The organism is Streptomyces sp. C10-9-1 (assembly GCF_024497955.1).
Classification (GTDB): Bacteria; Actinomycetota; Actinomycetes; order Streptomycetales; family Streptomycetaceae; genus Streptomyces; species Streptomyces sanyensis.
In genome coordinates, this window is the sequence record NZ_JANHKP010000001.1 from 446,993 (window position 1) to 460,786 (window position 13,794).

The following is a 13,794-nucleotide window of genomic DNA, read 5'->3' on the forward strand; positions in this document are numbered from 1 at the left end:
TGGTTAGCCTGCGTTCTCGATCCGAAAGGCCGCCGCGCGAATGGGGAGTCATGGCTGAGACGAGAACGAGGGCACCGCGCCTGCGGGGCCGGCTGGTCGCGGCCGGGCTGCTGGCGTGCGCCGGTGCCGTGACCGTCGGCAGCCTGCTCATCGGGGCCGCCCAGCCCGCGGTGCAGCCCTACGACTTCAACGGCGACGGGATCGCCGACCTGGCGATCGGAGTGCCGGGCAACGTCGTCGCGGGCAAGAGCGCGGCCGGTTCGGTCGTCGTCGCGAACGGCACGTCGAACGGCCCGGCCGGCAGTTCCGTCCGCATCGACCAGGAGTCCCCGGGAGTGGCCGGGGTCGCCGAGGCGGACGACAGCTACGGAAGCGCCTTCGCCAGCGCGGACTTCGACGGCGACGGCTACGCCGACCTGGCCGTCAGCGCCCCGCTGGAGGCCATCGGCGACACCCAGGGCGCCGGATTCGTCATCGTCCACTACGGCAGTTCCGGCGGCGTCCACGGCTCACGGAGCACCGCCTTCGACGAGGACACCGCCGGAATCCCCGGCGCACCGGGCTGGGACGAGTTCTTCGGCTACTCCCTGGCCGCCGGTGACCTCAACGGCGACGGGTACGCCGACCTCGTCGTCGGCCAGCCGCTCGACCATGTGGACGGCCACGCCAACGCCGGAAGCCTGCGCGTCGTCTTCGGCTCCGCCTCCGGCCTGGACACCTCCTCGGCCGTGTGGATCGACCAGTCCACCCCCAACGTCCCGGGCACCCCCGAGGACGAGGACCGTTTCGGCGAGCAGCTCGCCATCGGCGACATCGACGGCGACGGCAACGCCGACCTCGTGGTCACCACCCTGGGCGAGCAGATCTCCGGCAGCTCCGACCGCGGCTCCGTCCACGTGCTGTACGGCCCGGTCGACGACGCGCCCGCCGCCGGGGGCTATATCGACTCCGCCCACATCGACGGCATCGGCGAGTTCTCCGGAAGCGCCCTCGCGCTCGGCCACTTCAACGACGACGCCTACCTCGACGTCGCCATCGGCGTCTCCGACCAGAAGGTCGACGAGGACGGCGCCGCCGGCCGCCTCGCCGTCCTCTACGCCGACGCGGACGGGCTCTCCCACGAGGACGTCGAGGTCTTCGACCAGGACACCCCCGGCATCGCCGGAGGCCCCGAGCCCGAGGACTACTTCGCCTCCTCGCTCGCGGCGGGCGACTTCGACGGCGACGGCGTGGACGACCTCGTCGTCGGCATGCGCAGCGAGGCCATCGGCTCGGCGAAGGGCTCCGGCGCCTCCCTCGTCCTCTTCGGCAACGCCACCGGAGGCATCACGGCGAGCGGAGCCGTCTGGATCGACCAGGACACCGAGGGAGTTCCGGGCACGGTGTGGGAGGGCGACCACTTCGGCTGGACCGTCGGTGCCCTGGACACCGACGGCGACGGACGGGACGAACCGCTCATCGGCGCCCCCGGCAACGCCGCCGGAACCGTCACCGTGGTGAAGGTCCGCCCCGGCGACCTGGAGTCCGCCACCGCCCTCGCCGAAGCCGACCTCGGCTGGCCCGCCGGCTCCGACGGCGACGCCTTCGGCATCACCCTGCCCCGCTGACGCCCCGTCCGGTCCCGCCCGCGCCCCGTGTGCACGGTCCCGGGCAGGGCTGACGGGCCGGAGGGCCGTGGTGCGTCAGGGCGGTGGGAGGTCCTGGAGGTCCTACGGGAGGCCGCCCGGCTGCCGGACACGACCTGAACCCCGGCCGACCGGTCCTGCCGGTGACGGCGCGGGCGTTCAGGAGGCCGCGCGGACGACTGCCGACGCCGTCCAGCGGTTGGACACCGCGGCCGGAAGGACGTGCCGGCGCCAACTCGGCGTCGTACAGTCGGCGTGAAGGACGCCGCCGCGTACCCCCACCTCTCGCACGCCGTGGACCGACACGGGCATGCTCTTGTGGTGAGACCTGTCCGGCCGGGGGCTTTCGTCCATCCGGGGCCAGAGCCGCCCGGCCCGCTCCACCCGGACATGGGCCGACCAGTCCGCTTCCCGGAGAGCATTCCGCCGAGAAGGCGTCACCGTTCGGGAGGGCCATTCCCTTTCGTCACACGTCTACCGGAGAGCCAGCCCCACTCCATGGCCGACGGCGCAAAGGTCTGCAGTGCGCGTCACTGCGCCACTATGATCAGCGACAGAGGGACAGGGGGTGGCATGACATCCGGTATCGAACTGGTAGTCAGCGCGGACACAACGAAGTTCGCCTCAGATGATCAGCGCTGGCTCGATCAAGTGGCGTTATTGCGTTCCACACTTCACGACCAGACCGGTGCGGTGTCCCGGCGGGGTGTCCCTGCCCCGGGTGCGAAGGGGGCCCTTGAGGCGACCATCCTCGCCGTGGGCTCATCCGGTGCCCTGGCTGCTGTCGTGGCGTGCTTCCGGGCCTGGTTGGCGCGGGACAAGACACGGACGCTTACGGTGACCTGGACCGACGATCAGGGTATGACGCGGACCATGACTCTCAGTGGGAAGAATCTTGATCAGGCGTCATTCCAGGCCCTTGCCGAAGCCGCCGGCAAGGGCCTCGGAGGATCCTGATCGTGGCCGACCCCCGCTATCGTGCGCTGCTGATCGGCAACGCGAGCTTCCCTCGCGCTCCGCATGCACTACTGACGCTGCGCGGCCCTCTGGTCGACATCGAAAGGGTCGGCCGCGTTCTGACCGACGGAGACGTGGGGCTCTTCTCGCCGCGGAACGTTGTGACCCTTCCGGACAAGGGGGTTCAGGAACTGCGGGAGCAAGTGGAGGGATTCTTCTCCACTGCCAGGCCCGAAGACGTGCTCCTCCTGTACTACAGCGGTCACGGAGAGCTCGACACGTACAACAAGCTGTACCTGTGCGCCAACGACACCACGCCTCAGCGACTTGTGGCCACAGCGCTCAGCGCCGCGGAGATCAGCATGATGATTGACCGCTCGGCGGCCGGGACCACCATCATCATTCTCGACTGCTGTCACGGCGCCGCGTTCAAGACAGGCAGCAACCCCCTCACGGCTTCGGTCGCGGGAAGGGGCCGGTACGTCCTGGCCAGCAGTCGTTCCACTCAGCTCGCCCGGGACGCCGAGATCGACGGACAGCCGAGCCCGTTCACCTCCATGCTGGTGCGCGGGCTTCAGCATGCGGAGGGCCGGGGAAACCTCACGGTGGGTGAGCTGTACCGGCAGGTCCACCATTGGATAACAGCGGAGAGCCCCCAGCCTCCCCATCTGACCTTCGACGGGGAGGGGGACGTCGTCATCGCCCGCCGACGTGCTCCGCACCCGCCACATCACACGAGCCGCCTCTCGCCGGGCAGCGGCCGGGCCCACCGGACCGAGCGACCGGGCAGCACGGGAAGACTCCCGGACCAGGCACCCGGGGCACGGCCCCTGGCCGTCCCCCTCGACTCGTCCCCACGCGCCCCCGGCCCCGTGGAGCTCTCGTGGACCGGTAAGGAACCACTGTCCGAGTACGCTGACGTGGAGAGTCGCAGTCGGTTGCGCTCCCCCGTTCTCCGCAGATGGTCCTCTGCCCTCCCCGTGATCGTCAGCGCAGTGATTGTCACTCCGATATGGCTGATCGCGTTCATCTGGGTCATGACTGCGGACGACAGCAAGCTGGGGGGACATCCGGTCCTTACCCGGGGGGCCTATCTTGCAGCCGTCTACCTCGTCGGGTTCATGGCACTCATGAACTGCGCCTTGGCGTACCGGGAGTGGCGGAAGATTCCCAAGCCGGTCTGGTGGACCCTGTCCATCGGTCCCCATTACATCGCGACCACTACGATCAACGGACGTCGCGAGTTCTACTGGGAGAGCATCGAGCGCATCGCGATCGAGCCGATCGAGAGTTCGGGTCCGCACCACTACAACGGACTCCACATCAAGAACGTCCCGATGGCGAACAGGCCGAAATTGAATGCTCCGGCGGGGTGGCCCGTCGCTCAAGAGCCCCCCTCGTCCAGGCACTCCTCCCTGTTCCCCGTCTGCGTACTCGGGCCGCTCACGGAACAGGAGCGGGTAGCGCTGTTCAGCGCCCTCTCCCGGTACGGCGGGCGCCGCTGGAAGAAGCCGTGGCCATGACGGCTTCTCCGTGAAGCGGACTGACCGGCGTGTGCGGGGGCAACGGGCCGGTCGTCCCGGCCGGCGGTCCGGTGCGGCGGCCCCGCCCGCCGGGGGCTTCGGAGCGCTCCCGGAGGGAAGGCTCCCCGTGAGGTGCCCGGGCGGGGCGGCGGCGGGGCCCGGGGTCACCGGCGGAGGGTGGAGGCAGTGGCACAGCCGACGAGGACCGTTCCGCTGATCCTCACCTTCGTCGTCGGGCACACGGACACCGGGCGGACCGCGGCACCCCTCGTCGCCCACTCCGGCGCGCTGGAGCTGGCGCGGCCCGAGACCGGCGAGGCCGTACGGGAGGTCGTCTGCGCGGACCCCGCATGCCGTCAGCGGCTGCGCGTACGGGTACGCGGACTGGCCGAGACCCGGTCGCGCCGCCGCGCCCTGTGGGGCTGGGCCGCCGCGGCCGGGTCGCTGTCCGCGGCGTCGTGGTTCCTCGCGGCCGGGCTGCTCGGCACCGCACCGGCCGTGCTCCTCGGGCTGGCCGGGACGGCGCTCGCGGCCTCGGCGCTCGTGCTGGCGTGCACCGCGCACGCGTATCCGGGCGTCGGCCGGCCCCAGCCGGTACCGGCGGGCTCGGAGGACGGCGGCCGCCACGTCGTCCTCGGGCCGGGGAGACGCGGCCCGCCCTGAGCGCGGTCCTGCCGAAGCCCGGGCCCCCCGCCTTGACGGCAGGGATACGCGGCGGTGGCCCCACGGCACCCCGCGTGGTGCCGTGGGCGGGTCAGCGGGGCGCCCGCGGCCGGGGCGGGTGCGCTCGTCCCGCGGGAGTCACCGCAGTTCCGTGCCGGGGCGCCCGGAGCCGGAGCGGGGCGGTGGCACGGTGCGCCGAGGCCGGGACGGCGACCCGGCGCCGTCGGGGGGAACGGTCCGCGGAGGCCGGGGCGGGGACGGGCCGGGGCGGGTCGGCACCGCCTCCGGGGGCACCGGGCGGCGCGCTCAGCGGCGGCGGGGCAGGCGCACCACGCTGACGAAGAAGTCGTCGATCTGCCGGACCGCCGCGATGAACTGCTCCAGGTCCACCGGCTTGGTCACATAGGCGTTGGCGTGGAGCTTGTAACTGCGCAGGATGTCCTCCTCCGCCGAGGAGGTGGTGAGCACGACGACCGGGATCATGGCCAGGTCCTCGTCCGACTTGATCCGCTCCAGCACCTGGCGTCCGTCGTACTTCGGGAGGTTCAGGTCGAGCAGGATCAGGTCCGGCCGGGGGGCGTCGGCGTACCCGCCCTTCCGGAAGAGGAACTCCAGGGCCTCCTGGCCGTCCCTGACCACGTGCAGGGTGTTCCGGATCTTGTTGTCCTCAAACGCCTCACGGGTCATCAGCTCGTCGCCCGGGTCGTCCTCGACGAGCAGGACCTCGATGGGCTCCACGGGGGTGTCCACAGCAGCACTCCGGTTCTCGGGTGGGGATGGGGGTCGTCGGTGGTGCGCGGGGGGCTGCCGCGTCATTCCCGGGGCAGTGTGAAGCGGATCGCCGTGCCGCAGCCCTCCGCGCTGTCGATGCTGATCCGGCCGCCCGCGTGCTCGATGATCTTGCGGCAGAGCGCGAGTCCGATGCCGGTGCCCTCGTACTCCTCCCGGCTGTGCAGCCGCTGGAAGATGACGAAGACCTTCTCGGCGAACTCGGGCGCGATGCCGATGCCGTTGTCGCGGACGGTGAACTCCCACTCCTCCCCCGCGTGGTCGCAGGAGATCTCGACGCGGCAGCCCCGTTCCGGGTGGCGGAACTTGACGGCGTTGCCGACCAGGTTCTGCCACACCATGGTCATCAGGGTCGGGTCCACCGTCACCGTCGGCAGCTCGCCGGTGCGCACCACCTCCGCGTCGGCCTCCTCGACGATGGCGCCGAGGTTGCGCAGCGCCCGGTCCACCGTGGAGTCCAGTGCCACCGCGGAGCGGTGCTCGTCCAGCCTGCCGACCCGGGAGAAGGTCAGCAGGTCGTTGATCAGGACCTGCATCCGCTTCGCGCCGTCGACGGCGAAGTCGATGTACTGCCGTCCCCGGTCGTCCAGTTCGGAGCCGTACCGCTTCTCCAGCAGCTGGCAGAAGGAGGCCACCTTGCGCAGCGGCTCCTGGAGGTCGTGCGAGGCGACGTAGGCGAACTGCTCCAGCTCGGCGTTGGAGCGGCGCAGCTCCGCCGCCTGCTCCTCCAGCTCCACGGTCTGCTCGGCGAGCAGTCTCTCCCGGTTGCGGGTCGTCCTGAGGGCGTCCACGATCCGGTGGCGCATGGCCTCCACGGCGGCCGAGACGGCGCGGACGTCCGCCGGCCCGTCGATGGAGATCTCCTCCTCGAAGGAGCCCTCGCGCACCCGGGTGGACGCCTCCTCCAGACGGCGCAGCGGCCGCCCCACGATGCGGTTGACCAGAACGGCCATCAGCACGGCCGCCAGCAGGATGGCGGCCACCATGACGGCGAAGGAGACGTTGCGCTGGGTACGGGCCGTCTCCAGGCCCTCCCGGGCGCGGACGCGTTCGGTGTCGATGTGCAGTTGCTGCCGTGCGAAGCCGAGCCGCAGCGAGTCGAAGGACCGCTTGCTGCGTTCCAGGGTCGCGGCGGTGTCCGGCCCGGGCGCGGTGCCCGCGGCCGTGTCGGACACCGCGCCGGACGCATCCGGTGTGGTGATCGTCTCCGCGTACTCGGTGCGCCAGGCGGCGCCCGCGCTCTGCAGTTCCCGCAGGTCCTGCCGGAGCACCGGGTAGTCGGAGACCAGTCGCCGCAGCGCGGCCAGGGCGCGCTGCTCGTCCGCCTTGCCCTGCTCGTAGGGCTCCAGGAACCGGGGGTCGCCGGTCAGGGCGTAGCCCCGGATGCCCGTCTCCTGGTCCAGCAGCGCCTTCTGGAGCTGGAAGGCGGTCGAGCGGGCGGGCTGGAGCCGGTCCACCAGTTCGTCGGTCCGCTGCTGGGTGCGCACGAGCATCTGGGTGCCGGCCACGGCCGAGAGGACGACGACGAAGGCCATCAGGGCGAGGACCAGATGTATCCAGCCCTGTGTGGACAGCCGGCCGCGCAGGCTGCGCGGGGCGCTCCCGCTCTCGTTCATGAACCGTGCTCCCAGTCGAGGTGGAGGATGGCGACGTCGTCCGACAGGCCGCCGTGGTCCGCGGCCCGGTCCGAGACGTCCTGGACCAGCCGGTCCACGAACTCCTGGCCGGGAAGGCCGCGGAGCCCTTGCGCGGCGCGCAGCAGCCCCTGCTCGCCGAGGCGCTCGCCGGCGGGGCCGGTACGGCCCTCGAAGAGGCCGTCGGTGAAGGCCACGACGGAGGTCCCCGGCCGGAGCGGCAGGGAATCCTCCGTCCACCGGGCGTGGCCCGGGAGGAAGCCCAGGGCCATCCCGCCCGGCGACTCGTACCAGGAGACCCCTGTCTCGGTGCGCAGCATGATGCCCGGGTGACCGGCGCGCACCACGGTGAGTTCGGTGCCGCCGGGTGGGAAGACGCAGGTGACCAGGGTGGCGAAGAGGTGCTCCTCCTCGCGCTCGGCGACCAGGATCTCCTCCAGCAGCCGGAGCTGGTCGGGTCCGGTCCGGCCGCTCATCACGGCCGCCCGCCAGGCGACGCGCAGGCACACGCCCAGCGCCGCCTCCGCCGCCCCGTGGCCGGAGACGTCGCCGACGACCGCGTGGACGGAGCCGTCCTCGGTCTGCACCACGTCGTAGAAGTCGCCCCCGAGGATGCCGTGGTCCCGTCCCGGCTCGTAGCGGGCGACGACGCGGAAACCGGGGTCGCGCAGCAGCGGTACGGGGAGCAGGCCGCGCTCCAGGCGGGCGTTCTCCTGGGCCTGGAGCCGGCCGGCCTGGAGGGCCGCCGTGGCGCGCTGGGCCTGCTTGCGCTGGAGGGCGTAGCGGACGGCCCGGTTGAGGCCGTCGGGGGTGAGCTGGGCCTTGGAGAGGTAGTCCTGGGCTCCCTCGGCGACGGCGGCCAGGCCGGTCCTGCCGTCGGCCAGGCCGGTCAGCACCACGATGGCCGCCTCGGGCGCCACTTCCAGCATGCGCCGGACCGCGGCCAGGCCGGTCGCGTCGGGCAGGTGGAGGTCCAGCAGGATGCAGGTGCCGCTTCCGCTGCCCCGCAGTTCCTCCTCGGCCTCCGCCAGGCTCTTGCTCCAGGTGAAGTCGTGACCCAGGTCGCTGTCGGCCAGCACCTCCTCGAACAGCACGGCGTCGCCTGCGTCGTCCTCGACAAGGAGGATGGGCACGTCGTGCCGGTGCGGCACGGACGGCTCCGTTTGAGCCGGCACCGCCGCGGTGCCCGCCTTCGACCAGTCCACAGGACAGCCTCCCCTTGAGTCGCCGCACCCGGGTGGGCGGCAGCGAGCAAGGATACTGAGGCGCGGTCATGTGTCCTACCGGCCGGTCACCGGCAGTGCGACGGGACGGGCACGACTGCGGAGCGGAGCATTCCGCACGCGGGCGCAGCGGCCGTCCGGTGCGGCGGCCCCCAGCTTGGGGATGTCCGGTGCGGCGTCAGCGGGTTCGGTGGGTCCACCGGGGTGTCCGGTCCGGCGGCCGGGTGTCCGGTGCGGCCTCAGCCGAGGACGAGCAGGGTCGCCAGCGCCGGGCCGAGGGCGCCGCCCAGTTGGTAGCACAGGACGCACAGGCCGATCGCCGCGGGCCGCTGCCCCGCCGCGGCGTCCCCGGCCGCGGTCACGGACAGCAGTGCGTTGCCACCGGTGGCCGCGAGGATCGCGGCGGCGGCGCTCAGCAGGAGCAGCGGGGCCGATGCGGCCAGCGCCGCGGTGAGCGGGGCGAGCACGGCGAGGACGGTGAGGACGGCCATGGCCCTGCGGGTCCCCATCCGCCCGGCGCCGGCGGCGAGCAGCCAGGCCAGGGCCGATCCGGTGAGCATGGCGGCCAGTTGTCCCGTGCCGACGGCCTCCGCGCTCCACCCGGTCCGCTGTTCGAGCAGCCGCGGGAGGCTGTAGAGCTGGGCGAAGTAGGAGGTCGAGACCGCGCAGGCGGCGAGCGCGGACCCGATGAAGGCCCGCGAGGCCAGGAGGCCGGCGGGGACGAACCCGTCGGGCCGGCGCCGGATGTGGAGCGCCAGGGACACGGCGGCGGCCAGGGCCCCCGCGGCGGCCGCCTGCGGCACGATCGGCAGCAGGGAGACCGCCGTCGCCAGCGCCGCCACGAGTACCGCGCCCGTCGCGTCGAAGGAGGCCGCTCCGGCGGAGGGGTGGCGGGCGGGCAGGCGCCGCCGCACGGCGGCGACCGCGACGAGGGAGAGGACGGAGAGGGCCAGGGCCGCGCGCCAGGAGCCCGCCCAGGCCAGCCGGGCTCCGAGCAGCGGCCCGCAGGCCGCGCAGACGCCGAACCCGGCGGTGAGCACGCCCGTTCTCCGCGGGGAACCGGCGAGGTTCATGGCGACGACGGCGAGCCCCGCCCCGCCCGCGCCTTGGAGTGCCCGCCCTCCCAGGAGCACCGCAAGCGACGGCGCGAGGGCGACCAGCACGGTGCCGCCCCCGACCGCCGCGGCCCCAGCGGCGAGTCCCGTCCGCATCCCCTGATGCCGGATCAGGCCCGTGAACAGCGGTGTTCCCACGGTCATGGCCCAGGCGAAGACCGTGACGAGCCAGGTCGCCGAGGCCGCCGGCACGCCGAGGGAGCCGCCCAGGCGGGCCAGGATCAGCACGGGCGCGTTCCCGCCGAGCGCGACGGGGGTGGCCAGCAGGGCGAGCCACAGCACCGGAACCGGCTGCCGGGGCGGCGCCGGCGGCCCGGTACCGCCCGGCGGCGCAGGGGTCGGCGGGGAGAGGCGGCGGTCGGTCATGGAACCCCCGGAGGACGGCGATACGGACGGGGGATCCCATCCGTTCAACATTGAGAATTTCAATGTTGAGATAAACACCGGAATCCTTCAGCGTCAAGTTTTTCAACGTTGAGATACCCTTCGGGGGTCACCGGGGACCGAAGGAGGACGATGAGCACCGACGCGGTGGACGAGATCGTGGGGCAGTGGACCGCCGAGCGCCCCGAACTGGCCGACCGGCTGTGGCCGGTGCAGGTCCTCGGGAGGCTGCAGCGGCTCGGGGCCGCACTGGAGAAGGAGTTCCGGGCCTTCGCCGCCGAGCGCGACCTCGAACTCGGCGAGGTCGACCTCCTCACCACGCTCCGGCGCTCCGGCCCCCCGTACCAGCTGACCGCGGGAGCCTTCCGCAAGGCGGCCATGGTGACCTCGGGCGCCATCACCCACCGGATCGACCGGATGGAGGCGAAGGGGCTGGTCGAACGGGTGCGGGACGCCGGGGACCGGCGCACGGTGCAGGTCAGGCTGACCGCGCGGGGGCACGAGGTGACGCTCGCCTACGTCGGCGCGCACCTGGCGAACGAGGCCCGGCTGCTGGAGGCCCTCGGGGAGGAGGACTCCGAGGAACTGGCCGGTCTGCTGCGGCGCCTCCTGGTGTCCCTCGGGGACACCTCCGTCACCTGAGCGGGCACGGCCCCCGGACACCCCTTCCGCACGCGGGACCGCCCGGTGCGCGGGAGGCACCGGGCGGTCGAGGAGTGCGGAGGCGGGGTCAGGCGCGGTACGCCGCCCAGTGGTCGCCCATCCGCTGCACCTGGCCTGCGGTGAACTGGTACATGCAGGCGTCGTAGGTGTAGTCCATGAAGTTGTGGATCGGGTCCGCCCCCGCCTTGCGGGTGCAGCTGTCGCGGCCCGTCGGGCAGGCGTAGGCGGGGCTCTTCTCGGCCGGGGTGTCGTCGACGTAGTCCCCCTTGCCGTTACAGCCGCCCTGGAAGGTGTGGTACAGCCCCATCCAGTGGCCGACCTCGTGCGTGGCGGTGTCGCCCTCGTCGTAGTTGGCGGCCGAACCACCGGGCAGGGAGGCGTCGAGGAGCACCACGCCGTCCATGGACGGGCTGGAGTTGTAGGACGACGGGAAGGTCGCCCAGCCCAGGAGGCCGCCGCCGAGGTTGGCGGTGTAGATGTTGAGCGCGTCCGCACCCCCCTGACGCAGGGCGGACTTCATCTGCTTCTCGGCGGTCGAGCCGGAGGAGAGGTTGTACCAGGAGGCGTTGTCGGTGTAGTCGGTGCCGGCGAGCGAGAACCGGAAGCCCGAGTCCACGTTGCCGCTGCCCTGGCCAGAGAAGGCCCCGTTCAGGACGGCCATCTGGTCCGAGACCTGCCCGGCGGACAGCTTGCCCGCCGAGCCGCTGTGGATGACGTGGAAGTACACCGGGATCGTCGTGGCGGCCGCGGCGGAGGCCGACGGGGAGGCGAGCCCCTTGCCGCGGAGCGCGGAGAGTCTCTTGCGCAGGTCCTCGTCCATCGCCTTGGCCCTGGCGTCCGTGACCGCGTTGGGCTCGTGGGCGTGCGAGGCGCCGCCGGGGCGCGCCTCGCGGGCCGCGGCATCCGCGGCGGTGTCGTCGGCACAGTCCGCCGCCGTGGCGGCGAGGGCCGGGGCGGCGGAGAGACCGGGGGCGGAGAGCGGAGCAAGGGCCAGGGTTCCGGCCATGATTGCCGTACCGATCGCGCGGTGGCGCAGACGGGGGGATATACGGCCAAGCGTGCGCATGACGTCTCCTCGCGGGGGGATGGGGAAGGGGCCGGTTCGGCCACCGCGGGGAGATTACGGGTGCATGTCAGATCTTGAAGAGGATCGAACGAGCCCAATCAATCCAAGGGGAATTGCGGACATCGGGGAGAAATTTTTCGGCCAGCCACCGGACGCGAAACCGGAGTGTCACAGGGCGGGGTGGGAGCTCGGATGATGTGTCCGCTTTCATGACGCCGCAAGCAGGCACCCGGCGTGGCCGGGTGATGTGCTGTTAATACAGGCCGGGGTGGCTTGATTTCGACTGTCGGTGCCCGCCGTTCAGCGGTATGCGTCCCGCCCGCACCGCCTCCCGCACCGCCTCCGCGCCCCCGGGAACACCGGCTTCCCGGCTGGGCCCGCGCCCCGACCGCCCGCCCCGGAGGCCGGGAAGGCCGGGGAGAGCGGGGCGGGCGGGGCGGGCCGAAAGACGGCTACCGGGTGCCCACGCGGACGTCGTCCAGGACCCAGTACCAGTTGTTGCGGCCGGTGTAGTGGAAGTGGAAGGCGACCGTCGAGGCCCCGGCGGGGACGTCGAGCGTCAGCGACTCGGGCCGGGAGACCGCGTCCGCGGTGTACTCCCGGACCACGGACGGCGTCCCCCCGTTGAAGGAGGCGAGGACGCGGGCGGTCTGGCCGGACTCCTGCCGGTAGTGGGTCGTGTAGTCGAGGGTCACCCGGGACGCGCCCGCCACGCTGTGGGCCGGGGTCACCAGTGTCGAGTCGAAGCGGCCGGAGTTGGCCTTGTCGTCCCACTCGTCGGAGTCCGCCACCGCGAAGACGCCGCGGGAGCGGACGTTCAGCTCCCGCCACTGGTCGCGGTGGGTACGGCTCCAGAAGTCGTCCGTCGTGAAGGTCCACCCGCGCCACTCGGCGACCCCGCCGGTGCCCATGGCGTTGTTGGCCACCGACCAGCCGGCGGGCGGGGTGTGGGTGTGGCCGAGGACACCGGCCGGGATGCCGGTCTCGTCCACGCGGCCGGCCAGGGAGCCGACCAGGCCGTCGAAGGGATCGGCGCTGCGCTGCTGGACCGGCCGGCCGTCCAGGCCCCAGGAGGGGTCGGGGTCGATGCCGAGCTGGTGGAAGACGGTGGCGGCGACGTCCACGAGGCGGGTGTCGTGGGGCCGGGCCCCGGCCTCGATGCCGGGGCCGGTGGCCAGCACGAAGGTCATGCGCTCCTGGATGCTGCTGCCACCGTGGCCGCCCCGGTCCACGTGGCCGTGGTCGGTGCAGACGATCACCGTCCAGCGCTCGTCGGCACGGGTGGGGCGGGCCTCGACGGCGTCCAGCATCCGGCCGAGCTGGCGGTCCTGCACCGCCAGGGCCTGGAGGAACCGGCTGCCGGTGCCGGAGGCGTGGGCGACGACGTCGGTATTGCCGAGGTAGACGAAGGCCACGTCCGGGTTCTGGTCGCGCAGGACCGCCTCGGCGGCGGCGGTGATCGCCTCGTCGTGGGCCACGTAGCCGTCGCGGTCGCCGTCCAGGACGAGCTTGGCGTCCGCACCGGCCGTGACCGTGCCGTAGGTGTCCAGCGGCTTCCAGTCGACGGCCGCGAAGAGGGAGAGCTGCGGCCGGACCTGGTGGAGGCGGGCCAGGAAGCCGGGGTAGCGGCCGTAGTCGCGTCCGGTGAAGGAGTTGTCCTGTACTCCGTGCTTGTCGGGCCACACACCGGTGGAGATCGTCGACCAACCGGGCCCGGAGGACGTGGCGGCCATGGGGCCGGAGTAGAGGAGGGAGGCACCGAAGGTGCCGTTCGCGCGCATCGCACGCAGCCGGGGCGTGTCGGCGGCGTCGATCAGGTCGTGGCGCACGCCGTCCATACCGACGACCAGGACCTTGTCCCTGCTGGTGCCGTCCGGGAGCTTCGGGACGGCGGCGGTGGCGGCGCGGGCCGCCGCTGATGCCGTTCCCGTCGCGGTCAGGGCGGCCGTGGCGGCGGTGGCGGCGAGCACGGTGCGGCGGGGTACTCCGGACGTCGGCATGGGGGTCCTCTCGACACTCGGGGATGAAGCTGTCTGGACAACTCGTGTGGTGCGGAGCGGAGTCATGGTTCCGCCGGCAGGCGGCGGGACCGGGTACGGCGGGTGAACTCCCGGTGGGAACAGGCCCGGTGGGAACAGACCCGGCCAGGGAG

The 13,794-nt window shown here is 72.5% G+C and carries 11 protein-coding genes; 5 read left to right on the forward strand and 6 right to left on the reverse strand.

The window, feature by feature from the left end:
• Positions 1 to 50: 50 nt before the first annotated feature.
• The 4 genes from NPS70_RS01925 (at position 51) to NPS70_RS01940 (ending at position 4,768) form a co-directional block, all read left to right on the forward strand.
• Complete coding sequence (locus NPS70_RS01925) at positions 51 to 1,607, forward strand: FG-GAP-like repeat-containing protein (protein ID WP_256521936.1); 1,557 nt, start codon at positions 51 to 53, stop codon at positions 1,605 to 1,607.
• Between the two features lie 591 nt (positions 1,608 to 2,198).
• Positions 2,199 to 2,582 carry a hypothetical protein gene (locus NPS70_RS01930; protein ID WP_256521937.1) on the forward strand — a complete coding sequence of 128 codons (384 nt, stop codon included), beginning with the start codon at positions 2,199 to 2,201 and terminating at the stop codon, positions 2,580 to 2,582.
• A 2-nt stretch (positions 2,583 to 2,584) separates the two neighbouring features.
• Positions 2,585 to 4,105, forward strand: coding sequence for a caspase family protein (locus tag NPS70_RS01935; RefSeq protein WP_256521939.1), 1,521 nt, complete (start codon positions 2,585 to 2,587; stop codon positions 4,103 to 4,105).
• Between the two features lie 186 nt (positions 4,106 to 4,291).
• Positions 4,292 to 4,768, forward strand: coding sequence for a hypothetical protein (locus tag NPS70_RS01940; RefSeq protein WP_256521943.1), 477 nt, complete (start codon positions 4,292 to 4,294; stop codon positions 4,766 to 4,768).
• Between the two features lie 306 nt (positions 4,769 to 5,074).
• Here NPS70_RS01940 and NPS70_RS01945 read toward each other — a convergent pair whose 3' ends face one another.
• From NPS70_RS01945 to NPS70_RS01960, 4 genes are all read right to left on the reverse strand, one after another.
• On the reverse strand, positions 5,075 to 5,518 hold the full coding sequence (locus NPS70_RS01945) for a response regulator (RefSeq protein WP_256521944.1): 444 nt from the start codon (positions 5,516 to 5,518) through the stop codon (positions 5,075 to 5,077).
• 62 nt (positions 5,519 to 5,580) lie between these two features.
• Positions 5,581 to 7,173: a CHASE3 domain-containing protein gene (locus NPS70_RS01950; RefSeq protein WP_256521953.1), complete on the reverse strand. Its 1,593-nt coding sequence runs from the start codon at positions 7,171 to 7,173 to the stop codon at positions 5,581 to 5,583.
• On the reverse strand, positions 7,170 to 8,396 hold the full coding sequence (locus NPS70_RS01955; RefSeq protein WP_374211918.1) for a PP2C family protein-serine/threonine phosphatase: 1,227 nt from the start codon (positions 8,394 to 8,396) through the stop codon (positions 7,170 to 7,172). The genes NPS70_RS01950 and NPS70_RS01955 overlap by 4 nt, the downstream gene beginning before the upstream one ends.
• A 257-nt stretch (positions 8,397 to 8,653) precedes the next feature.
• Complete coding sequence (locus NPS70_RS01960; RefSeq protein ID WP_256521955.1) at positions 8,654 to 9,895, reverse strand: MFS transporter; 1,242 nt, start codon at positions 9,893 to 9,895, stop codon at positions 8,654 to 8,656.
• Between the two features lie 150 nt (positions 9,896 to 10,045).
• On the opposite strand from NPS70_RS01960, the gene NPS70_RS01965 reads away from it, so the two are divergent.
• Positions 10,046 to 10,555 (forward strand): MarR family winged helix-turn-helix transcriptional regulator, encoded by a 510-nt coding sequence (locus tag NPS70_RS01965; protein WP_256521957.1) that lies wholly within the window; start codon positions 10,046 to 10,048, stop codon positions 10,553 to 10,555.
• 88 nt (positions 10,556 to 10,643) lie between these two features.
• Here NPS70_RS01965 and NPS70_RS01970 read toward each other — a convergent pair whose 3' ends face one another.
• Together NPS70_RS01970 and NPS70_RS01975 are read right to left on the reverse strand one after the other, a co-directional pair.
• Positions 10,644 to 11,642: a zinc metalloprotease gene (locus NPS70_RS01970; protein ID WP_256521960.1), complete on the reverse strand. Its 999-nt coding sequence runs from the start codon at positions 11,640 to 11,642 to the stop codon at positions 10,644 to 10,646.
• A gap of 452 nt (positions 11,643 to 12,094) precedes the next feature.
• Positions 12,095 to 13,642, reverse strand: a complete 1,548-nt coding sequence (locus NPS70_RS01975) for an alkaline phosphatase family protein (protein WP_256521961.1) — start codon at positions 13,640 to 13,642, stop codon at positions 12,095 to 12,097.
• Between the last annotated feature and the right edge of the window lie 152 nt (positions 13,643 to 13,794).

Coding starts and splice junctions, on each gene's coding strand:
- NPS70_RS01960 (WP_256521955.1), bottom strand. CDS start 9,895: ATGACCGACCGCCGCCTCTCCCCGCCGACCCCTGCGCCGCCGGGCGGT.
- NPS70_RS01950 (WP_256521953.1), bottom strand. CDS start 7,173: ATGAACGAGAGCGGGAGCGCCCCGCGCAGCCTGCGCGGCCGGCTGTCC.
- NPS70_RS01965 (WP_256521957.1), top strand. CDS start 10,046: ATGAGCACCGACGCGGTGGACGAGATCGTGGGGCAGTGGACCGCCGAG.
- NPS70_RS01970 (WP_256521960.1), bottom strand. CDS start 11,642: ATGCGCACGCTTGGCCGTATATCCCCCCGTCTGCGCCACCGCGCGATC.
- NPS70_RS01925 (WP_256521936.1), top strand. CDS start 51: ATGGCTGAGACGAGAACGAGGGCACCGCGCCTGCGGGGCCGGCTGGTC.
- NPS70_RS01975 (WP_256521961.1), bottom strand. CDS start 13,642: ATGCCGACGTCCGGAGTACCCCGCCGCACCGTGCTCGCCGCCACCGCC.
- NPS70_RS01930 (WP_256521937.1), top strand. CDS start 2,199: ATGACATCCGGTATCGAACTGGTAGTCAGCGCGGACACAACGAAGTTC.